This window comes from Flavobacterium sp., from assembly GCF_040383245.1.
Lineage (GTDB): Bacteria > Bacteroidota > Bacteroidia > Flavobacteriales > Flavobacteriaceae > Flavobacterium.
Genome location: NZ_JBEIDX010000002.1, coordinates 67,849 through 90,867 on the forward strand (window position 1 = coordinate 67,849; position 23,019 = coordinate 90,867).

Below are 23,019 nucleotides of genomic sequence, written 5' to 3' on the forward strand. Positions count from 1 at the left end.
AAGTCTACTTGGTTTTTATATAAATAAAATAATTGTTTCATAAATTAATCATGAATCAAAGCATTAATTCCATATTGGATTCCGATTTGAAAAATAAAAATAAAACTGCTTCAATGGAAACAGCATTTATTGATAGAGAAAAATATTATAAGATCATAAACAATGAGGCAATGCGTCCTTTTTTTATGAGTAAAGTAAGCTACTCTAATCATTGGATGTTTATTTCAAGTAATGGTGGTTTGTCTGCAGGAAGAAAAAATTCAGAATTTGCATTATTTCCTTACTATACGGATGATAAGATAACCGAATCGGCAGATATTACAGGAAGTAAAACTATTTTTCAAATTGATCACGATGGGCAATTAGTAGTTTGGGAACCCTTTTCAGAGCGTTATACAGATCAGTATACCATCACCCGAAATTTATATAAAAACTTCTATGGTAATAAAATTATTTTTGAAGAAATAAACCACGATTTACAATTAACTTTCAGGTACCACTGGAATTCCAGTAACAAATATGGTTTTGTAAAAAAATCAGAAATTCATAATCACTCTGATAAAGAGTATAAAATTTCTCTTTTAGACGGGCTTCAAAATATTATGCCTTATGGAGTCAATACCGATTTGCAAGCCACAACTAGTAATCTTGTTGATGCTTATAAAAGAAGTGAATTGCATGAAAATTCTGGACTAGGAATTTTTGCTTTAAGCGCAATTATCGTTGATAAAGCAGAGCCAAGTGAAGCACTAAAAGCTAATATTGTTTGGTCTTTAGGATTAAACAATCCAAAGTATTTAGTTTCTTCATTACAGCTTTCCAACTTTAGAAAAAAGCAAAAAGTAGCTTCTGAAAACGATATTAAAGGCGAAAAAGGTGCTTACTTTATAAATTCAGATATAGTTTTAAACTCCAATTCTAAGAAAGAATGGATGTTTGTTGCCAATGTGAATCAAGATCATTCAGATATTGTTCAAATAATTGAAACGATAACGAAGCATAAAAACATTGAAAGTTTAGTAAAAGAAGATGTTGAGTTAGGAACCAAAAAATTAATTGAAATTAATGCTTCTTCTGATGGGCTTCAAGCAACAGCAGATCACTTAAGAGATACAAGGCATTTTTCGAACACCCTATTTAATATAATGCGTGGCGGAATATTTGATTTTAATTATCAAATTGAAAAACCCGATTTTATTGGTTATTTGAAAAAAGCAAATACAGTTGTTTTTCAAAATTTTGAAAAAGAAATAAAGCAGCTACCTGAATTATTTTCGTTGCAAACTTTAAAAGAATTTGCAGCAAAGCAAAATAATGCCGACTTATTTCGTTTGGCATCAGAATATTTGCCGCTTAAATTCAGTAGAAGACATGGAGATCCAAGTCGCCCTTGGAATAAATTTTCTATCAATACACAAAGTGAAATTGACGGGTCTAAAATATTAGATTACCAAGGAAACTGGCGTGATATTTTTCAAAACTGGGAAGCATTAGCGCATTCGTATCCTGATTTTATTGACAGTATGATTCATAAATTCTTGAATGCCTCTACTTTTGACGGATACAATCCGTATCGCGTTACCAAAGATGGTTTTGATTGGGAAACGATCGAACATGATAATCCATGGTCATACATTGGATATTGGGGAGACCACCAAATTATTTATTTATTAAAATTTCTTGAATTTATAGAAAAATACGAGCCAAATAAATTGGATTCGTATTTTGAAAATGAATGTTTTGTATATGCAGCCGTTCCTTATAACATAAAACCGTATGAGGATATATTGAAAAATCCAAAGGATACAGTTGGATATAATCACGAATGGGAAAAACTAATTAATCAAAGAAAACAAGCTATAGGTGCAGATGGTGCTTTATTAAATAGTAACGATAAAGAAATTTATCATGTGAATTTCATCGAAAAGATATTAGCGACTGTGTTGTCTAAAATGTCTAATTTCATTCCGGAAGGTGGTATTTGGATGAATACCCAACGACCAGAATGGAACGATGCCAACAATGCGTTAGTAGGTAATGGGGTTTCCATGGTGACGCTATATTATTTAAGACGATTTTTGAAATTCTTCCAACAAATTTTAGAGAATTCAAAATTAGAAAATATCAAAATCTCGAATGAAATGGTTGAGTTTTACCATGAAGTAAGAGAATGTTTAGTCGAAAATAAGCAGTTACTTTCCGGTAAGATTGATGATAGATCTCGAAGAATAATAATAGATCGTTTGGGTAAAGCGGCTTCCGATTATCGTTTTCAAATTTATAACAGTGGTTTTTGGGGTAAAAAAAGAACCCATTCAATGGCTGGTTTAAAAACATTTACTCAAGTGTGTTTGGATTTTATTGATCATTCCATTGAAGCAAATAAAAGGGCCGATAATTTATACCACGCCTATAATTTAGTTACGATTAAAAACGAAAAGGAAATGTCAATTTCTTATCTAAGCGAAATGCTTGAAGGTCAAGTTGCCGTTTTAAGCTCGGGTTATTTAAGTTCAAAAGAAGCATTAGTGGTTTTAGATAATTTAAAATCTAGTAAATTATTTAGAGAAGATCAATACAGTTATTTGTTGTATCCAAACATAGAATTGCCAAAATTCTTAGTAAAGAATACAATTCCAAAAGAAGCCGTTGCAAAATCAGAATTACTTACTCAATTGGTTTCCAAAAAGAACCTACAAGTGATTAAATTGGATTGCGATGGTAACTATCATTTTAATGGAAATTTCAACAATGCCAATGATTTAAAGGCGGCACTTGAGCAATTAAAAAGGCAAGAAGAATTTAAAACTTTAGTTGAAAAAGAAATCAATATTATAACTGAGATTTTTGAGCAAGTATTTAATCATAAAGCATTTACCGGAAGATCGGGAACGTTTTATGGATATGAAGGTTTGGGATCAATTTATTGGCATATGGTTTCTAAACTGCAATTAGCAGTGCAAGAATGTTGTTTTAAAGCGCAAAAAGAAAACGAATCTCCAGAAATAATTGGTCGTTTATTAGAACATTATTATGAAGTAAACGCCGGAATTGGAGTGCATAAATCACCTTCATTATATGGTGCTTTCCCTACCGATCCGTATTCGCATACGCCTGCTGGAAAAGGGGCACAACAGCCAGGAATGACTGGTCAAGTGAAGGAAGATGTATTGAGTCGATTTGGAGAACTTGGAGTTTTTGTAAAAAAGGGTTGTCTACATTTAGCACCCTTATTATTACGAAAAGAAGAATTCTTAAAAGAATCTAAAACATTCCATTTTGTGGATGTACATATAAAGCAAAAAACAATTGAATTGCAAGAAGATTCCCTTGGATTTACTTATTGTCAAACACCAATTGTATATAAAATTGGTGATTCAAATAGTATTGAAGTAACCTATTCTAATGGTACTGATGCTGTTTTTAATTCAAATAAATTAGATATTCAAACCAGTCAAAAGTTGTTTTTACGAACAGGAGAAATCATAAAAATAAAAGTAACTATTGATAAAATAGTATTACGATAATAATAAGTTGGGTGTAAACTCAAAAAAAATTAAATTAAAATAGTAATTATGTCAAATAACAACAGCAACACAAACGGATCAGTTTCTATGGGTCAAAAGATTGCCTTTGGATTAGGAATGTTAGCCAACCAAATGTTCCCTGCAGCTTTAGGTATATTTATGGTTGTGTTGGTTCAGAATTTAGGTTTTCCTGCTTGGATGTGGGGTATTTTATTCTTTTTACCACGAATTTTCGATGCCTTTATAGATCCGATTATGGGTTTTATTTCAGATAATACTAGATCTAGATGGGGTAGAAGAAGACATTATGTTTTTATTGGCGCCATAATCATGGGGATTTCATTTGTTTCAATGTGGCAACTTTATAAAGAAAACGGAGTTCAATATAATTTTATTTTCTTCCTGTTGTGGTCGTTTATTTTTTATTTAGGTCTTACAATTTTTAGTGTTCCTTATGTAGCAATGGGTTATGAAATGAGTGATGACTTTCACGAAAGAACAAGTATTATGGCAATCTCACAATGGATTGGTCAATGGGCTTGGGTTATTGCACCTTGGTTTTGGGTTATTATGTATGATCCCAATTGGTTTCCAAATGCCAATTCTATCGATCCATTAAATCCAGATGCAGATACAGCTCTTGCAACAAGAACTTTGGCAATTTGGGTTGGAGTAATTTGTATGCTATTAGCAATGGTTCCTGCGCTATTTATAAAAAGTAAATCAACAAAAGATGAAACTAGTTTTTCGCCCTTAACATTTAAAGCAATTGGCGGTAGTTTCAAAGAAATACTAAAAAGTTTCAAAGAAGCATTTAGCAATAAACCATTTACAAAACTTTGTATATCTACTTTTCTAATTTTTAACGCATTTAATACAGTTGCCGGATTTACTTTCTTTATTGTAGTGTATTATCTTTTTAATGGAAGTCCCGCAGATGCTGGAATATGGCCGACTCTTTTTGGTTGTGTTGGTGCCTTAGCAACTACTTTTATTGTAATTCCTATTGTTGCCTACATATCTAAAAAAATGGGTAAGAAGAATGCATTTTTATTATGTCAAGGGATTTCAGTATTTGGATATATCTTGCTTTGGTTTCTTTTTATTCCAGGTAAACCGTACATGTTCTTATTTGCACTTCCCTTCTTCTCTTTTGGGATAGGAAGTTTATTTACCCTTATGATGTCTATGACTGCCGATGTTTGTGATATGGATGAACTTACATCTGGTAAACGAAGAGAAGGCATATTCGGAGCCATTTATTGGTGGATGGTTAAATTTGGGTTTGCAATAGCAGGTCTTTTAACCGGTGTAATTATGTCGGCAGTAGGATTTGATCCAAATGTATCAGTTCAAGCTGATGGCGCGGTTACTGGTTTGCGTTTATTTTTCTCTGGAATTCCAATATTAGGCACATTAATTGCTATGTGGATCATGCGTAATTATGATTTGACCGAAGATAAAGCCAAAGAAATTAAAGAGCAATTAGTGATTTCAAGAGGTGATCAAGCAGCTAAATAATTATTATATAAAACTAAAAATGAAAAATACTACTCCTTACAAATTACTTTTATCTTTTTTCCTGTTCTGCCAATTTGGATTTGCACAGGTGGATGTAGTATACAATAATTTAGTTTGGTCGGATGAATTTAATTCAAGCGGCTCGATAGATTCAAATAAATGGCATCATCAAACACAAATTCCAGCTGGTGGAAGTTGGTTTAACAATGAAGTACAACATTACACCAATCGATTGGCGAATTCATTTGTAGATGCTGGGGCACTAAATATTGTTGCAAAAAGAGAAAATTTTACTGATCAAAATGTAACAAAACAGTTTACATCCGCTAGATTAAATTCTAAATTTGCATTTAAATATGGTCGAGTTGATATAAGAGCAAAAGTTCCAAATGGTCAAGGAACATGGCCGGCCTTGTGGTTGTTAGGAAAAAATATTAACGAAGATGGAGGTTTTTTTGATTCTAATTTTGGAACTACTAGTTGGCCAGCATGTGGTGAAATTGATATTATGGAGCATGGAATTTTTCCAGGTCAACCATTAAATTATATTGGTGCTGCGATTCATACTCCTTCTTCATCAGGAAATACTATAAATAAAGGTGGTATTCAAGCATCTGATATCTCTCAAAATTATCATATATATTCAATGAATTGGTCTCCAAACCAAATTTCTTTTTTACTTGATAATGTTGTTTTTTACACATATAATCCAACAATAAAGAATTCAAGTACTTGGCCTTTTGATGCAGATCAATATTTAATATTTAATATTGCAATGGGTGGTTTTGCAGGAACTATTCCAGCTAATTTTAATCAAACGTCTATGATTATTGATTATGTAAGGGTATATCAAAATACTGCCACAGATACTCAAGCCCCTACTAACTTTGTTGCTTCTATAGGCTCAATAACCGGTTCATCAATTGAGTTATTAATGAATGCTAATGATAATTCAGGCACAATAGCATATACAATTTCCTATAACGGAGAATCATTTACCGTTTACAACCCATCTGGAAATCAAAAATCTGTTATAATACCAAATTTGTTATCAAATACAAATTATGTTTTTACAATAACAGCATCAGATATGGTTGGAAATCCTGTCGCAAATAACCCAATAATCCTTAATGCAACTACATCATTTAGTCCTCAATGTTCAGGAACTTCTAATTTAGCTCAAATAGGAAGTTTTTCTTCCGGTTATAATTATATATTTCAAACAAATGGTACTGATGTAAAAATCACATACAATTTATTAGATACTGATAAAGTTGGAGTAGTAGCCTTTTTGTGGAGACAAAGTCCATTTACTGAATACCAAATGACAAATGTGTCTGGAAATAGTTTTACTCATACAATAACCAATCAAACAATTGGGTCAACAATTAATTATGGAGTAAAATTTGCTTATTCTGGCGGTATGTCAGTTACTAATTACTATTCTTATGTTGTAGGAAGTGCTTGTGCAATGGGTGTTAGTGCTTTTACAGAATTAAATCAACTTACATTTTCAAACCCTATTGGTGATGTTATTGAAATAAACTCCACAATATCAATTGATAATGTTGAAATTTATAATCTATTGGGTACTATCGTAGTTAAACAAGAATCAAATACCAAACGAATTGATGTAAGTGATTTACAATCTGGAGTTTACCTTATCTCACTTTATTCAGGTGAAGAAAAAATAGTTAAAAAAATTATTATTAAATAATCTTATTATTTCTACTTATTTTTAGTATTTTTTCTTTATAAATACCTCAATAATTAATCATTTTTTACAATTAATATGTTAAAAATTAATTTTTTGTTTGGATGTTAAGAAATAATTAAGTTATATTTGTCAACACTTTATTAACAATTAACAGTCGCCTATCGTATAAAATTACTTTTAGAAATAAATATTTAGATTATTATTAACTACTAAAAGGTAATTTTATGGCTACTACTCAAATTCCTGATGCTTTATTGGTAAAGAATTATATAGCTGGCGACGAGAACGCATTGTCTATATTAATTAAGAAACATCAATCTAAAATTTATGGATTTATCTATTCCAAAATGCCAGATCGTGATGTTGCTGACGACATCTTTCAAGACACCTTTATTAAGGTAATAAAAACCTTAAAATCTAATTCTTATAATGAAGAGGGTAAATTTTTACCTTGGGTTATGCGTATTTCTCATAATCTTATTGTAGATCATTACAGAAAAAATAAGAAGATGCCAATGCTTCGAGAAACCGAAGAATTTTCTATATTTTCTATCCTTTCAGATAATTCTCTAAATGTTGAAGGCAGAATTATTACAGATGCAATAGAAAAAGATTTGCAAAAAATTATTCAAGAACTTCCAAGTGATCAAAAAGAAGTGTTAGAGATGCGCATCTATCAAGACTTGAGTTTCAATGAAATTGCAGAACTTACCGGAGTAAGTATAAATACTGCTTTAGGGAGAATGAGATATGCCTTAATGAACTTGAGAAAAATTATCGAAAAAAATAATATTATTTTAACTAATTAAACAATATTTCGTTTGCTAAATCGTTATAGAATAAACTTAAATATTTCTATGGCGAAACTTTACTCTAAAAAAGCATTAGCAAACAACAAAATGTTACCAAAAAAAGAAACTATTAGTTTTATTCTTAATTATTCAAAAGCTTTGAATATCGTTAAAATTGGTAACCACAACTTTGAAGTTATTGCTAATTAAAAAAAATATCCCGTTTATTAGCGGGATATTTTTTTTTCTATTTCTTTGATAATTGATTTTCTGCCTATTGTTTTGGTAATGAAATCCTTTTCTAAATTCCAGCCTCTCGCAGGTGAATATTCCCTGCCATACCAAATTATTTGAAGGTGTAAATCATTCCATAATTCTTTCGGGAAAAGCGCTTTGGCATCCTTTTCTGTTTGGGTTACATTTTTTCCATTACTCAATCCCCAACGATACATTAACCGATGAATATGAGTATCAACAGGAAATGCTGGCACGCCAAATGCCTGACTCATTACAACACTTGCGGTTTTATGACCAACAGCCGGGAGCGATTCTAAAGCTTCAAAAGTTTGAGGAACTTTGCCTTCATATTTATCAAGTAATATATGGGATAATCCATGAATGCCTTTAGATTTCATTGGTGACAAACCACAAGGACGAATAATTTCTTTAATTTCATCCACAGTCATTTTTACCATATCCAAAGGGTTATCTGCTTTTGCAAATAATAGAGGAGTGATTTGATTAACTCTAACATCGGTGCATTGTGCAGAAAGTAATACCGCAATAAGCAAGGTATACGGATCTTTATGATCTAATGGAATTGGTATACTTGGATAAATTTCTTTTAACGAATTTATAACAAATGTTACACGCTCTTTTTTGGTCATTAATTGTTAAATTTGATTTGTAAAATAAATCAATTTAGCCGACAATCACAATAAATAAATTATATCTATGACTACATTAAAAAAAGGAGATAAAGCACCAAATTTTTCAGGTTTGGATCAAAATGGTTCATCGCATTCATTGGCGGATTATAAAGGAAAAAAATTAGTTGTTTTCTTTTATCCAAAAGCAAATACTCCTGGATGTACAGCAGAAGCTTGTGATTTGAGAGATAACTTTGATCGTTTTCAGGCAAATAATTATGCTTTGATTGGTGTAAGTGCCGACTCTCAAAATGCTCAATTAAAATTTAAAGACAAATTTAATTTCCCTTTTCCTTTACTTGCAGATGAAGATAAATCAGTGATTCAAGCATTTGGTGTTTGGGGTCCTAAAAAATTTATGGGAAAAGAGTATGACGGCATCCATAGAACTACTTTTGTTATTGATGAAAATGGAATTATAGATGAAGTAATTTCTGATGTTAAGACAAAAGTACATGCTTCTCAAATATTAGGCGCTTCTTAAATCTTTTCTAATAAAACTCTAGTATTAAAAGTTTTTACTTTTTTAAAATGAGTGGGTGTAATTCCGGTTATTTGTTTAAATTGATTAGATAAATGTGCCACACTGCTGTATTGTAATTGGTGCGTAATTTCATTGAGTGATAATTCGTCGTATAAAATCAGTTCTTTTGCTTTTTCAATTTTATGGAGTACAATAAAATGTTGAATTGTCATTCCGGTTACTTCTTTAAATAAATTAGATAAATAGGTGTAATTAAGGTTTAATTTTTTACTTAAGTAAATTGACAGTTTTATTTTTGGTAATTCATCGCTATAATGCACCATTTCAATAACACTAGTTTTTATTTTTTCAACAGTTGTAGTTTTTTTTTCTTGTAATATTTCCAACCCACATTCTGAAAGTAAAGACTTGAGTTCTTCTTTTTTTGAATCCATTAAATTCATTTCAAGCAATTCTACTTCACCTAATTTTACTTGCTTAAATTCAATTCCGGTTGTGTTTAGCGCTTCTTTAACTACCAGTATACATCGGAAGGAAACCATGTGTTTTATGTGTATTATCATGCAATAATTTGAATTAGCTAATTTGTTAAATACAAAATGCAACAGAATTCTGTTCTGATACATAGCCAATCTAATTAGTAGGGTAGTAGTTTATTTTATTTCTTCGGGGACTGAAGAATTAACTATAGGATAGTTAAATATTTTTATAAAATTAATAATTAATATTGTATTGAACAAATTCAAAACTAATTAATTAGGAAATAACTTATAAAATAAAAAACCTCAATTGAAAATTGAGGTTTGAAATTTATGCATTGGTTACATCTTCTAATACTTTATTAGGATCGTAGCCAAATAGTTTATGATGTTTAATAAGCTCTGCGGTACCTATTGGAAGTAAGCTTTCCCAACCACTTGTGCCCGAACTAATCATTTTTAATACTTCTCGAGAAAAGATTTTTAAATTTTCTTTATCATATCCGGCAACATCAATTACTTTTCCATTATAGGCGAAAAATTTATATAATTCCTTCATTCTAGGATGTACTTTTAGATTTTGTGAAGTTATGACTTCTCCATCTTCAAGCATTGGGTATAGGTAAACTTTTAAATCTCTGTAGAATAATTTTCCAAAAGCTTCTAATATACCTCCACTTAAGTGTCGATAGTATTTTTCGTCAAAAATATCTACTAAATTATTAACTCCCATTACCAACCCCATTCGGGCTTTAGTATAACTTGAGAAATATTCAACCACTTTGTAGTATTCTTGGAAATTAGATATCATAACTGTTTGTCCAAGTGAACAAAGTAATTCAGCTCGATCCATGAAATCTCTCTCGTCAATTTCACCTTCCGAACGAAGGTTAGATAAAGTAATTTCAAATATTACAAAAGTATTTTCTTTTTCTACTTTATTTTCTTTGGTAAACATCTCAAGGGAACGTTCCAACATGTCCATGTTCACCTTAGTAACCGGACGAAAACTTCCTCTTAATGCTAGAATGTTCTTTTTATATAAAACAGCTGCAGGTAAAATATTGTGTCCATCTGGACTGAACATAACGGCATCTGTCATTCCATTTTTTACCAATTGCAAACTCATTAATCGGTTGTCTACATTAGCAAATCGAGGTCCAGAAAAGTTAATTGTATCAATTTCTAATTGATCTTTATCAAGATGATCGTATAAATAACGAAGTAATTTTTTTGGATCATTGTATTTGTAAAATGCTCCATAGATTAAGTTTACACCAAGAATTCCAAGTGTTTCTTGTTGCAAACGGGCATCGGTTTCTTTAAATCGAATGTGAAGAATAATTTCGTTATATTCTTCTTCAGGCTCTAATTGGTATTTAATTCCAACCCAACCGTGGCCTTTAAACTGCTTTGCAAAATCTATAGTTGCAACTGTATTAGCATAACTAAAGAATAATTTATTTGGGTGTTTTGCTCGGTCTAATCTTTTCTCAATTAATTCAACTTCATGAGAAAGCATTCGGGTTAGTCTACTTTCAGTAACATAACGGCCATCCGTTTCCACTCCATAAATAGCATCACTAAAATCCTTGTCATAAGCAGACATTGCTTTTGCGATAGTTCCAGAAGATCCACCAGCTCTGAAAAAATGACGAACGGTTTCTTGCCCAGCACCAATTTCTGCGAAAGTTCCGTAAATGTTTTCGTTCAAATTTATGCGTAAAGCCTTGTCTTTAATTGAGGGTATTTGCTCAATTACTTTGTCTCCTTTTAATTTTATGTCTAATCCGGAATTTCCCATAATCTAGTTAATAGGTAGCAAAGTTAGAAAAAATGGTGTTTATAAAAAGATAATTAATGCTATTTTTGTATTAATTTAACGAAGATTTAATTTTTTGGTTTAATTCCCAAATTAATACTTATGAAAGTTTATTTTTTAGGTACTGGCACATCTCAAGGTATTCCTGTTATAGGAAGCGACCACGAGGTTTGCAAAAGTGAAAATCCGAAGGATAAAAGGCTTCGAGTTTCCGTTTGGATTCATACCGAAAATACTTCAATAGTAGTAGATTGTGGCCCCGATTTTAGACAGCAAATGCTAACTTCGAAATGCAGTAAAATAGATGCTTTTTTGTTTACACACGAACATGCCGATCATACCTCGGGAATTGATGATATTAGACCATTTAATTTTAAGCAAGGTAAAATTCCAGTATATGCTCATACACGAGTTATTGAAAATTTAAAAAAACGTTTTGATTATATTTTTGAAACTGAAAATCGGTATCCAGGAGCGCCTTCAGTTCAAGCAATTGAAGTAAAGAATAATATCCCGTTTATTATTGGCGATATTCATGTTGTTCCAATTAATGCTTACCATGCCAATCTTCAGGTTTTTGGGTATAAAATGAATGATTTTGCTTATTTAACCGATGTTAAATCCATTGATTCCGAAGAGATCGAAAAAATAAAAGGTGTAAATGTTTTGGTTATCAATGCCTTAAGAGAGGATATGCACCACTCGCACTTTAGTTTGCAGGAAGCTCTAGATTTTGTAACTTTGGTGCAACCCAAAAAAGCATACTTTACACATATTAGTCATTTATTAGGCTTTCATGACGAAGTTGAAAAGAAGTTACCTTCTAATGTTTTTTTGGCTTATGATAATTTAGAAATAGCACTTTAGCAATGAAAAGACAATTGTATTTATACTTATTTATTTTAACGGCATTAGTTGCTGCTTTTACCTATATGTATTATTCAAAAGCACTTTCTTTTGAAATGAAAAAAAATGAAAGTGAAATAAAGTACTATAAAGACAGTATATCAGTAGTTACCAATAAATTATTTGAAGCCGACCATTTTTCGTTAGAGAACAATGATTTTGCTAAAGAATATTTTGTTGATTATGATTTGCAAAAGCTAATGCCACAAATTAAAGAGGCGTTGTTGGCATATAATGACGATCCAAAAGGAAATATTTACACAGGTCAAGAGAAATTAGGAGAACAAAAATTCATTATCAATAAAATAAAAATTCTAAACCACCGTTGGATTATTGCTGACTACAGTGACGGTCAATATTGGGGCGATGTTGTACTTAAATATTTTGTTGAAAAAGACGGAAAAATAACCTTTCAAATAATGGATACTTTTATTTATCCGAAACAAGAATACTAAATCAATAAAATTTTAAGCCCAATAAAATTTTAATCTTATGAAAAACCTACTAATAGTAATTGCAATAACTTCAATTTTCATTTCTTGTAAATTAAATGATGCTACTGATGAAGAAGTAAAAGCGCCTGTTAAAGATTCAACAATTTTTGGCGCAGATAAAGATGATGACGGTTGTTTGGCTTCTGCCGGTTATACGTGGTCTAAGCTAAACAAAGAATGTGTAAAAGCCTTTACTGGAATTCAGTTAAATCCTGCTTCAGATGCTGCAACCGAAGATGAAACTTTGTGCGCCTATGTTTTATTTAATGAAGAAGGAGATCAAGCCGAAATATTTTTACCAGACGATAAATCATTTATTGTTACTAAAGGCACTTCAGATAAATTATGGGTTTTTAAAGATTACCAATTAATTGCTCAAAATGGCTACCAACTTAAAAAAGCTGGACAAGTGGTTTTTTCTGGAGATGGTGAAATAGGAAGTAAAGTTTCCGGTTCGGATAATCCGGACGCGCAATAATAAAAATAAAAAAGTCTCATTTGAGACTTTTTTTATTGCTGTAACCAATTTTTGAAATCATAAAAATTCTGTGGAGCAACGCCATGACCCACAGGATATTCCTTATAAACTATTTCTATTCCTAGTTGCGTTAATGCAGGTGCGGCTTTTCTAGCCCAGTCAACTGGAACTACTTGGTCTACCGTCCCGTGAGAAGCAAATATTTTTAGATTGCTAAAATTATTATTTTCAAAATTTGGTTTAATCATTTCGGTGTTTAAATAGCCGCTCATAGCAACCACTCGTTGAATTTTCTCAGGGTAGGAGAGTGCAATTGCATAACTCAAAATCGTACCTTGACTAAATCCAATTAAAGTAACATTTGAGGAATCGATAGGATAATTCGCAATTAATTCATCAATGAAACTTGCAATTAAATCTCTAGATTGTTGTGCCTGTGGAATATCAGAAAATTTATTTTCATCGGCATCAAAATTAATGGCATACCACGCATAACTCCCAAAGCCCATATCGAATGGTGCTCTAGCTGATATTACATAATATTCCTCTGGAAGTTCAGACGCAAAAGAAAATAAATCTTCTTCATTGCTTCCATATCCATGTAATAATAACAGTAATGGATTTTTATCTAATATAATTTTTGGAGCTCTAACTAAATGGTGAAGTGTCATAAGAAAAATTAAAAATTACTAAACCATTTTTGGTACCATTTCCCTAACAAAGGCAACGGAATTGTTTCTCCTTTGGCAGCAGTGAAAATTCCATAAATGGTCAATATTGAAATGAAAATCCACATGGGTGCTGCAATCATAATGCTTTCAAAATAGCTAATAGAAACTCCCAAAGTAATGAAAGTTAGGGTTAAACCCAATCCTTGGCGGATGTGAAAAGAAGCAAATGAATTCTTATTTTCTGAATTCATAGAAATGGCAATTAAAACACCTACAATTAAAATATAGCTGGTTATGGCTGCCGATTTTCCTTCGTCAATTGTTTTTTGATCCATTACGCCTCAATAAAAGTTTTATTGTTGTAGATTCCGATTACTTTTCCTTTCATTTTGGTTCCAAGAAAAGCCGAATTTTTAGATTTAGAAAGTATATTTTCTTTTGCAAAAATCCATTCGCCATCTGTGGAGAAAAGAGAAATGTTAGCTGGTTTGCCTTCTGCAATTTCGGAATTTGTTACATTAAATACCGATTTGGCATTTGTAAGTTTTGCAACAATAGTTTCTACAGGTAAAACGGTAAGTAAAGCTCCAAAAGCACTTTCCAGTCCAATTGAACCATTTTTAGCACCATCAAATTCCATTTTCTTGTGTTCAATATCCATCGGATTGTGATCGGAAGTAATAATGTCAATGGTATTATCTGTAACTCCTGCAAGTAGTGCCAATCGATCTTCATTGGTTCTTAACGGAGGTGAAAGTTTAAAGCGGGTATCAAAACCATCTAGTTTTTCATCGGTTAAAACCAAATTAGAAACCGCAACGCTACAGGTGACTTGAAGTCCTTTGGCTTTAGCCTCACGAATCAATTCAACCGACTTGGCTGTAGATATTGTTGGAATATGAAGTTTACCACCGGTGTATTCTAGCAAAAACAAGTTTCGTGCTACTATAAGTTCTTCGGCAAGATTCGGAATTCCTTTTAATCCCAATCGGGTTGAGACAATACCTTCGTTAACTACGCCACTTCCTTTTATTTTTTCATCTTGACAAAAAGCAAGTACTAATCCGTCAAAATCTTGAACATATTGCAACCCAATTTTCAATAAATTGGCATTAGTTAAACTTTTTCCATAATCTCCAAAGGCTATGGCTCCCGCATTTTTCATATCTAATAATTCGGCTAAATCGGTTCCTTCCCTGTTTTTCGTTAAGGCGCCAATTGGATATAAATCGGTTGCCGATTGTGCTGCTTTTTGTTTTACAAAATGTATTTGTGATTGATTGTCAATTACCGGAAAACTATTAGGTTGTAAGGCTATTGCAGTAAAACCGCTTTTTGCAGCTACTTGAAGTCCGTTGCTTATTGTTTCTCTATCTTCATAGCCAGGCTCACCAAGCGAAACGCTGCTGTCCATCCAACCTTGAGATAGGTGTAAATTGGAATGACTTATTTCCTTGTAATCGGATGGATTAGTAATATTTTTTCCAATTTGTTCAATGATACCATCACCAATTTTTACATCAACAATTTGTTGGTGAAACGGACTTTTAGGGTCGATAATCTTGGCTTCTCGGATTAGGATTTTCATATTTTAGTTTATTGGATTTTCAATTCGAATGAGTTAAAAATCATTTTACAAATTTTTGAATTAATACTTCAAGTATAATAAATAATAAAGATAATAAAATAAATAATTTCCACATTTGATTGTCACTTCGGTTTGCTTGAAGTGTATCAAAAATAGAACTTACATTGCTTATCTCTTTGTAATTATTAAATGAATTAGTATTGATGTTGTCTAAATTGCTTTCGGTACGGCTGTAATTAAAGCTAACTGTATTTACAGGAACTTGATTGTTGAATATTCCAAAATTCCCGGCTTCTTTTGGATTTTCATTACAAGTAATTTTTACTTTATTGTTAAGTAGTTGCTGCAATGGGATGAAACTTTCTTTATTGTTTTTTACAGTTACAATTTCATCTTTACCTAATTTTGAATCGACTAAAAATGGTTTATTTTCTCCAATCTGTAACACATTGATTCCCACTTTTTGAGCATTTTGTCCCATATTGTAAAACACTGGAACTACAATAGGTGAATTTTGAAAGTTGCTATTCAATTTGTTTAATGGAGCTGAAAAAACATAAGCAGTCGCAACTTCACTTTGTGAGGAACTTAAAAACGCTGTTTGATCATTATAGCCTAATACTACGGGTGAAGTGTTACTTATTTCGAAAGAAGTTTTTGTTTTTGGAAATTGAAAATTAGTGACTTGTTTTTCAAATACACTGCTGAATAGGGGATGGCTAAAATTAATTTTAGTCACTAATTTCTCAGTACTATTTTTTGTTTTGTATTGAATGCTGCTTATGGTTGATAAAAATGCATTCATATTGGAGACTGACGCTTCTTCGCTTGGAATAATTATAATATTTCCGCCTTTTTCGGCGAATGATTTTAATGTTGTTTGTAAGGCTTGAGGTATTTCTTTCAGCTCATTCAATACAATAGCATCTTGTTTTTCGATTGAATTATAATCTAAACCGGATAATTCTGTATTGGAATAATTAAATTCGGAATCTGTATAAATTCGTGATAAAAATTGACTTTTATTGTTATTCCCGATGCTAATTACATTGCTTTTTTGAGGTTTTGAAAGACTAAAATAATAGCAGTTGTCGTATTCTAAGCTGTTGTCAGAAACTGATACATAACCATGAAAATCGGCTTTCGGAATGGTGAAATTAATAACCTTATTTTTTGATTCAAGATTTACTAAAGTCTTCGCCACTAATTTATTCTTGTTGAATAATGCAATCGGAATGTCATTAAAATCCTCTCCATAAGCAGCTAATTTTACACCAATTTCATAAAAATTATCCATGGTTTGATTAATGAAAACACTATCAATGGCAATGTTGTTTGTTTTTTCGGCTTCCGAAATTATATAATATAAATTTTCGTCCTCACTTTTTGAAGGAGTATTTTTTGATTGCAATCCAACTGCATCGGTAATGACAACTATGTCTTTTCTAAACGCCGATTTGTGTGCTTTAATTTTTGAAAGTATGGATTCTAATTGAAAAGGGGTTGCACTGTATTTTAAATTCTGTAATTCCTTTTGAATCGATTTTATATCGGTATTCCAATAATTATCAGTACAAGTTAATAAGGAAAAATTGGCGCCTTCGGGGGTGTGTTCTAATAAATCTTGTACGGCTCTTTTTAGTAATTCCCCTTTTTGACCTTTGGCCTGCATACTAAACGAATTGTCGAGTACAATATAAAGTTCGTTTTTTGCGTCTTTGTGGTCTTTAGCAATAAAGAAGGGTTTTGCAAAGGCAAGGATTAATGCAGCAAGCAATAATAATCGGGTTGCTAGTAATAAGTATTTTTTAATTTTCGAACTTTTTCGGGTTTGAACAACAAGTTCTTTAAGGAATTTTACATTCGTAAAATATTCGGTTTTGAATTTACGAAGCTGAAAAAGATGCACCAGAATTGGAATTACCAATAAGAAAAGGAAATATAGAATTTCTGGATGTTGGAACTGCATTTTAAATTAATTTGTCAAAAGTAATAAAAAGTTTAAAGGTTTAAAAGTTTAAAGGTTTAAAAGTTTTATTCACTGCAGTATTCCTAGTTTTTGATTGCTACTTTTTCTTCTTTTTAGCATCTCTTTTTCGTTCTACACCGCGATTCCTCGATTCGGTTTTTCGAGGCTTAGTTTTAGCTGGACCACCAAGATTAACTTTCTGATTTTTCTTAGATTTTTCGTGAAAAGCAGCGCCACCTTCTTGTTTTACGCGTTTTAAAAGTTGTTTTACTTTCTTTTTATCCTTTTCAAATTCTAATAAACGCTCGGCTACTTCTACATCTTCTGGAAAATCTAAAAACTGAATTTCTTTTTCCATTAGCATTTCTGCCTCAATTTGAATTTCTTCTTCTTTTGGGCTAATGAAACTTATGGCAATACCCGATTTATCCGCACGACCAGTTCTACCAATACGGTGAATGTATTGCTCTGGAATTTCAGTAAATTCAAAATTGATTACATGAGTAACATCCGAAATATCCAATCCACGCGCCATTACATCAGTGGTAACAATACCTCGTAATTCACCTGCTTGAAATGAAGCCATGGTGTTTAATCGGTAATTTTGTGATTTATTTGAGTGGATAACACCAAATTGTTCTGGGTAATTTTCTTCAATACTGTTGGCAATTAAATCAACTGACTTTTTATTATTTGCAAATATCAAAACCCTACTCGTATTTTCATCTGTTGCAAGAATATGATTCAGCAAATTTAGTTTGGTTAGAAAATTCGGAGTTGAATACGCTAATTGTTCAATTTTTTCTAAAGGTGTTCCTGATGGAGCTAAAGTAATTTCTTCAGGTAGTTCAAAATATTCTTCAAGCATTTCATCTACTTCATCGGTCATGGTTGCCGAGAATAAGATATTTTGACGCTTGTTTTTCATCATTGATAATAAGGAAGTCACTTGAAAACGGAATCCTAAGTTTAAGATTTCGTCAAATTCATCAATTACCAATTTTTGAAGCGAATCAAATCGAACGACATTGTCCAAAGCTAAATCCATGGTTCTTCCTGGAGTTCCAACCAAGATATCAATGCCTTCATAAACCGCTTTCTTTTGCGTATTGATGTTTACACCGCCATAAATACCTAAAGTTCTAACCGACATGTATTGGGTTAAACTTTCAATAACTTCAACTATTTGCACCACTAATTCTCTTGTTGGGACAATAATCACCACTCGAGCAGAATCGGTTGGAACAAATTTCCATTGTTTTAAAAGAGGTAATAAATAGGCTAATGTTTTTCCGGTACCAGTTTGTGCAATTCCCATAACATCCCTTCCCGACATGATAGAGGAGAATGATTTTTCCTGAATAGGAGTTGGGGTAGTTAAACCTAAATCATCGACTGCTTTTTGTAAAGATTTAGGAAGATTGAATTGCTCAAAAGTACTCATTAGGTATTATTTTCGGCAAAGGTAAGGAATTCTTTTGGGTTTAGTCTACTTGCAATTACTGATAAGGAATAAGCGCTGGCTGCCCAATTTGAAAATCACGAAACTCAATGTTATTGTTTTGAAATGTATTGGTTTTTATTATATTACTTCCTTCAATAGGTAATGAAGGATAGTAAGAAAAGGATAATTGAAAGCTATTAAATACTAAATAATTGTTGTTTACCAATACTCCAACTCCAATTTGAGAATACATTTTGTTGCTAAAAAAGATTTGATCACCTTGGTCTAAAAAGCCTAAGGTGAAATTAATGTATGGGCTAAAATTAAAACCATACCACTCTTTTTGATTGTAAGACTGCGTTTGAAATGTGGCTAAGAATTTTTTTGTACCTGTAAGCGGAGCACTATTAAAACCTGGAATTCCATTTACATCAATTAGGTTTAATCGGTCTTGTGTCGTGTTTATTCTATTGGTGCCAAGAACTAAAACGGGTTTGAAAAATTGTCTAAATTTCCAGGATCCAATTGGGAATAAATTGGTAAAATAATTCAATTCAAATTTATAAATGCTTTGTTCTGATTTTCCATTATTAAAGAAACTTCCGGTTTCAAAATTTCCTTGTAAGTAACCAAAATTGAAATAGTTTCCATAAGCAATTCGGCCTCCAAAGTAGGCTCTGTTTATTGTGTTTTTATTTTCAAAACCTCCTGTAAATGATATTAATTTTCCATAAGGGATGTCTTCTACGTTTCCAAAACGAAATAAATATTTGTCTTGATAAAATTTTTGAGTAGAAATTCCAATGGTTGATAATGCTAATTTGGAAGAACTAAAATATTGAAGTGGATCAAGTGTTATGTCGGGCTTTGTTTGATAATTTGAATTAGTAAATCCAGCTGTAACAACTAGGTGAGAGGTTTTAGAAATTTCTGATTTCCTTCCAAAAACATTAAATGAATGACCTCCCCAAAAGGAATACGAATTGGTATTGAAGTTTTGAGTAACTGCAATCGAATTTTGATCAAAAAGAGTTTGATTGAAAGACTTGTAGTCAAAATACATTCCTCCCGCCCAATGGGTGAATGTAGAGAAAAAAGGTCGGTCAACTTTTATTGATTTATAGGTGTTGTTGTTTAGATCTTTTTTAGAAGCAACCGAAGTATTTATGAAAGTATTTAATACGTTTGGAATAGTATATTTGGAATCATACCCATAATTATTTGCCGTGCTGTTGTCTAAACTTTTTAAATAATTAATATCAAATTCGTGTCCTAATCCTATAAAATTTCTTTCATTGATGTCAAAATTTGACACGTTGTTAGCATAGGCACCCGTTATGGCAGCACTCCATGTATCTAAAACCCGAATAGAAACATCAATTGAATCCTTGCAATTTGGTATAACTACTGGCAAAATTTTCACACTTCGAACATACCGCTGCCCACGAATTAAACGCTCTGATTCTTTTATTAATAAGGAATCTAATTCTTCATATTTATTGAATAATAGTAAATTTCGGATTGTCCAGTTTTTTGTTTTTATGTGCAAGGAGTTTCCAATTTTTTCTAATTTATTTGTGGGAATACTATTTTTGTTTTCTGCTGAAAACCCAAATGGATCAAGTGTTTCAATTGTGATATTTCTAATTATTTTGCAATTGTAATTTGAATAGGGAATAGGAGCAATTGAAGCAGAATTCTGTCTTTTTTTATTGCTTATTTCAGAAGCATCAACACTACGAAACAGTACTTTATGTAAAAATTTGTAAAATTTCTTTTCTTGCGATTTATTATAAATTTTGGCATACACACTATCAGACTTTGTAGGAACGCTTATTTGAGCCATCATATTGAAACAGCCCAAGAAATAGACCAATATGTATAAATAATAGCGCAATGGTAGAGTGTTTATTTAGTTTATAAAGATATCATTAATATATTTGAAAAACTAAGTCTTTAACAAAGCAAAAAATCCCTAATAAATAGGGATTTTAGATTTAATATAAAGGGTTATGATTTTTGTTCTTTATTAAAATATACTAAGTAATAATACATTTGTTTTTCTTCGTCCCATCCTTTTTCTACAAATTTTTCAACGCTTTCAGCATTAATGAAATCTAATTTAATTTGAATATTTGTATCTAAATTAATAACATTTCTCATTGATTTTCTAGCGTCAGTTACTGCTGCATTAGCAATAGGAAAAGTTGTTACATCTTCAATGCTGTATTTTTCTCCACGGTCTGCTTTATAGCTTTTAAACTCCGGAATCAAGTCTGGGTTTTCCATTACATCGTTCAAGAACGCTGTTTCTTCAAAGTTGTCATTTTTGGCAAAATGATTCACCGCACGATTCATAAACATTACTTCTTGCTTTTTATCTTCGGCAGGAAAAACAATTTCTTTTGCAAATTCTTGGCAGAATTTCAAGTATTTTTTGGTCATGAAATTCTCATCCTGAAACGCATCTACCGAAAGGAAATGCTCCAGCCAATAGCGCGCATCATAGCGGTTGCTGTCAACAGTTAAAATTTTGTAACCTTCCTCTTTTTTGTGATTGAAAATCAGGCAGCCTTTGTCTAATTTATTTAAGTTAATACCTTCTTGAAGAATCATTTCAAGATTACTTTCTTTTTCTTCAAATTGTAAGAAATCGGTACGCAATTCACTTTTGAAAACGCCTATTGCATCAACTATATTATTATCAATCGATACATTAGTTAAATAAGTCACATAAACCTCTCCATTTTTAATGTGTGGATGATTGGATTGCTCAAATAAATGCTGGGTGATTTTTTTAGAAACTTCGTGAACAGCACTTGGGTTGGTAAAAATCTCATCTGCCAATTTGAACATTTCATTGTATTCTAAATCTACTTCATGAGCAAATTGATAATAATTTTCTTCTTTTTCTCGGAAAGATTTGAAAAAGTATTCCTTTAATATTGGAACTATTTCGTCATTTAACCCATATTGGTTATCAGATAAGAAAATTGCTTCATTGCGGCTTTTATTTCCAACTTTATGAATAGATAAAGTTTCAATGTGCGTATTAAATAGGTTAATCATTTTTTAAGTTGCTAAGGTGTTTAGGTCCTAAGTTGCTGAGGTTTTAGTTTCGTTCTTTTATTTTGTTAATGAAGGAAACAAGCATTCTCTCTAACTCACGGCTGTCCTCATAAAGGTTATTAAATTCTATTTCGTTTATGTAATTTATATTTTTTGCAATTTCCAATTGTGTCTGAAATTCAAATAAGGAACTAATTGACACATTTAAAAATCTTAAGTATTCTTTGTTGCTTTCTCTTCCGCAGCCTTCTGCAATATTACTCGGTACTGAAATTATGCATCTTCTAATTTGTGAAGTCAATCCGAAAATTTCTTCTTTTGGAAATTGTATAGTACTACTGTAAGTATTTGTCACTAAGTTCATGGCTTTTTGCCAAATGAGAAGGTTTCTAAAATTACTCATGATTTTTAATATTTAAGTTCAATTAAATATACAATAAAAATCTCAGAACCTTTTTTTTCTTAGTGTCTCAGAGCCTAAAAGAATTTAATTCCAATTCTCTTCGAATCCATAATCTTCAAAGCTGTCGTCTCCGCTAAACATATCTAAATCGTCTTCGTCTAAATCGTCTTCAAATTCATTGTAGCTTTCTTCTTCATCAAAGTCGGAAACAAAATGTTTTTCCATTGCTTCTGCAGGCATTTCTCCATGAGTAAACAACAAGTTAGGGTAGATTACTCCGGGCTCTATTGAATCTTCAATTGCTGCAAGCTCCACTAAGAAAGTCCACATATTGATAAAATCATAAACATAAATGATCTTAGTATTTTCATTATCTAAAATAGAATTTAGAGTATAATCGCTCATGATTTTGGTTTCTCCAGGAACATCACCTGAATCAAACATCGGAATTTCGTCTTCTTGATTCCAAGTGTCATCACAAGTATAAAAAGAAGCTACTTCCAATCCGTCAAAGCCAAAAGCGTTAACAATTGCATTGTGTAAATCTTCTAAAGTATCATTCTCTAAGATGGCGATATCTCTAAATACATCTTCTTCTGCATCTAGAATTACTCTAAATTTATAGACCATAGGTTGTAATTTTATTTGAGAGCTCAAATGTAAAATATTAATTAAGAATATCGAATTAAGAAATACGATTTGTTGATAATATTTTTTATTGAAAAGG

The 23,019-nt window shown here is 31.6% G+C and carries 20 protein-coding genes; 8 read left to right on the forward strand and 12 right to left on the reverse strand.

Annotated elements, in window-relative coordinates; all coding sequences use genetic code 11:
* Nucleotides 1-50 precede the first annotated feature (50 nt).
* From ABWO08_RS01275 to ABWO08_RS01290, 4 genes are all read left to right on the forward strand, one after another.
* Complete coding sequence (locus ABWO08_RS01275; protein ID WP_353083201.1) at nucleotides 51-3,527, forward strand: 1,3-beta-D-glucan phosphorylase, GH149 family; 3,477 nt, start codon at nucleotides 51-53, stop codon at nucleotides 3,525-3,527.
* A 48-nt stretch (nucleotides 3,528-3,575) separates the two neighbouring features.
* Nucleotides 3,576-5,048, forward strand: a complete 1,473-nt coding sequence (locus ABWO08_RS01280; RefSeq protein ID WP_353083203.1) for an MFS transporter — start codon at nucleotides 3,576-3,578, stop codon at nucleotides 5,046-5,048.
* Nucleotides 5,049-5,067: 19 nt separating this feature from the next.
* Entirely contained in the window at nucleotides 5,068-6,765 is a 1,698-nt protein-coding gene (locus tag ABWO08_RS01285; protein WP_353083205.1) for a family 16 glycosylhydrolase, read from the forward strand.
* 224 nt (nucleotides 6,766-6,989) lie between these two features.
* Nucleotides 6,990-7,574: an RNA polymerase sigma factor gene (locus ABWO08_RS01290; RefSeq protein ID WP_353083207.1), complete on the forward strand. Its 585-nt coding sequence runs from the start codon at nucleotides 6,990-6,992 to the stop codon at nucleotides 7,572-7,574.
* Between the two features lie 209 nt (nucleotides 7,575-7,783).
* Here the strand turns inward: ABWO08_RS01290 and ABWO08_RS01295 are convergent, their stop codons facing one another.
* The gene (locus ABWO08_RS01295) at nucleotides 7,784-8,443 is read right to left on the reverse strand and encodes an endonuclease III domain-containing protein (protein ID WP_353083208.1); all 660 of its coding nucleotides are present in this window, start codon (nucleotides 8,441-8,443) and stop codon (nucleotides 7,784-7,786) included.
* 67 nt (nucleotides 8,444-8,510) lie between these two features.
* On the opposite strand from ABWO08_RS01295, the gene bcp reads away from it, so the two are divergent.
* Nucleotides 8,511-8,969 (forward strand): thioredoxin-dependent thiol peroxidase, encoded by a 459-nt coding sequence (gene bcp, locus ABWO08_RS01300; protein ID WP_353083210.1) that lies wholly within the window; start codon nucleotides 8,511-8,513, stop codon nucleotides 8,967-8,969.
* Here the strand turns inward: bcp and ABWO08_RS01305 are convergent.
* Both ABWO08_RS01305 and ABWO08_RS01310 read right to left on the reverse strand, forming a co-directional pair.
* Nucleotides 8,966-9,532 carry a helix-turn-helix domain-containing protein gene (locus ABWO08_RS01305; RefSeq protein ID WP_353083212.1) on the reverse strand — a complete coding sequence of 189 codons (567 nt, stop codon included), beginning with the start codon at nucleotides 9,530-9,532 and terminating at the stop codon, nucleotides 8,966-8,968. The genes bcp and ABWO08_RS01305 overlap by 4 nt on opposite strands.
* A gap of 247 nt (nucleotides 9,533-9,779) precedes the next feature.
* On the reverse strand, nucleotides 9,780-11,252 hold the full coding sequence (locus ABWO08_RS01310; RefSeq protein ID WP_353083213.1) for a TonB-dependent receptor: 1,473 nt from the start codon (nucleotides 11,250-11,252) through the stop codon (nucleotides 9,780-9,782).
* Nucleotides 11,253-11,372: 120 nt separating this feature from the next.
* On the opposite strand from ABWO08_RS01310, the gene ABWO08_RS01315 reads away from it, so the two are divergent.
* From ABWO08_RS01315 to ABWO08_RS01325, 3 genes are read left to right on the forward strand one after another with little or no spacing between them, the layout of a single operon-like run.
* On the forward strand, nucleotides 11,373-12,137 hold the full coding sequence (locus tag ABWO08_RS01315) for an MBL fold metallo-hydrolase (RefSeq protein WP_353083215.1): 765 nt from the start codon (nucleotides 11,373-11,375) through the stop codon (nucleotides 12,135-12,137).
* A gap of 2 nt (nucleotides 12,138-12,139) precedes the next feature.
* Nucleotides 12,140-12,631, forward strand: a complete 492-nt coding sequence (locus tag ABWO08_RS01320) for a hypothetical protein (protein ID WP_353083216.1) — start codon at nucleotides 12,140-12,142, stop codon at nucleotides 12,629-12,631.
* 37 nt (nucleotides 12,632-12,668) lie between these two features.
* Nucleotides 12,669-13,148, forward strand: a complete 480-nt coding sequence (locus ABWO08_RS01325) for a hypothetical protein (protein ID WP_353083218.1) — start codon at nucleotides 12,669-12,671, stop codon at nucleotides 13,146-13,148.
* Nucleotides 13,149-13,180: 32 nt separating this feature from the next.
* Here the strand turns inward: ABWO08_RS01325 and ABWO08_RS01330 are convergent, their stop codons facing one another.
* From ABWO08_RS01330 to ABWO08_RS01370, 9 genes are all read right to left on the reverse strand, one after another.
* Complete coding sequence (locus ABWO08_RS01330; RefSeq protein ID WP_353083220.1) at nucleotides 13,181-13,819, reverse strand: alpha/beta hydrolase; 639 nt, start codon at nucleotides 13,817-13,819, stop codon at nucleotides 13,181-13,183.
* 8 nt (nucleotides 13,820-13,827) lie between these two features.
* Complete coding sequence (locus ABWO08_RS01335; protein WP_353083222.1) at nucleotides 13,828-14,154, reverse strand: magnetosome magnetite crystal formation protein family; 327 nt, start codon at nucleotides 14,152-14,154, stop codon at nucleotides 13,828-13,830.
* Nucleotides 14,154-15,407 carry a dihydroorotase gene (locus ABWO08_RS01340; protein ID WP_353083224.1) on the reverse strand — a complete coding sequence of 418 codons (1,254 nt, stop codon included), beginning with the start codon at nucleotides 15,405-15,407 and terminating at the stop codon, nucleotides 14,154-14,156. Before ABWO08_RS01340 ends, ABWO08_RS01335 begins: the two co-directional genes overlap by 1 nt.
* Before the next feature lie 40 nt (nucleotides 15,408-15,447).
* Nucleotides 15,448-17,376, reverse strand: a complete 1,929-nt coding sequence (locus ABWO08_RS01345) for a BatA domain-containing protein (protein WP_353083226.1) — start codon at nucleotides 17,374-17,376, stop codon at nucleotides 15,448-15,450.
* 97 nt (nucleotides 17,377-17,473) lie between these two features.
* Nucleotides 17,474-18,820 carry a DEAD/DEAH box helicase gene (locus ABWO08_RS01350; RefSeq protein ID WP_353083228.1) on the reverse strand — a complete coding sequence of 449 codons (1,347 nt, stop codon included), beginning with the start codon at nucleotides 18,818-18,820 and terminating at the stop codon, nucleotides 17,474-17,476.
* A gap of 55 nt (nucleotides 18,821-18,875) precedes the next feature.
* On the reverse strand, nucleotides 18,876-20,669 hold the full coding sequence (locus ABWO08_RS01355) for a BamA/TamA family outer membrane protein (RefSeq protein WP_353083230.1): 1,794 nt from the start codon (nucleotides 20,667-20,669) through the stop codon (nucleotides 18,876-18,878).
* Nucleotides 20,670-20,830: 161 nt separating this feature from the next.
* Complete coding sequence (locus tag ABWO08_RS01360) at nucleotides 20,831-21,889, reverse strand: nucleoid-associated protein (RefSeq protein ID WP_353083231.1); 1,059 nt, start codon at nucleotides 21,887-21,889, stop codon at nucleotides 20,831-20,833.
* A 43-nt stretch (nucleotides 21,890-21,932) separates the two neighbouring features.
* Complete coding sequence (locus ABWO08_RS01365) at nucleotides 21,933-22,292, reverse strand: four helix bundle protein (protein WP_353083233.1); 360 nt, start codon at nucleotides 22,290-22,292, stop codon at nucleotides 21,933-21,935.
* Between the two features lie 84 nt (nucleotides 22,293-22,376).
* Nucleotides 22,377-22,922 (reverse strand): IS1096 element passenger TnpR family protein, encoded by a 546-nt coding sequence (locus ABWO08_RS01370; RefSeq protein WP_353083235.1) that lies wholly within the window; start codon nucleotides 22,920-22,922, stop codon nucleotides 22,377-22,379.
* Between the last annotated feature and the right edge of the window lie 97 nt (nucleotides 22,923-23,019).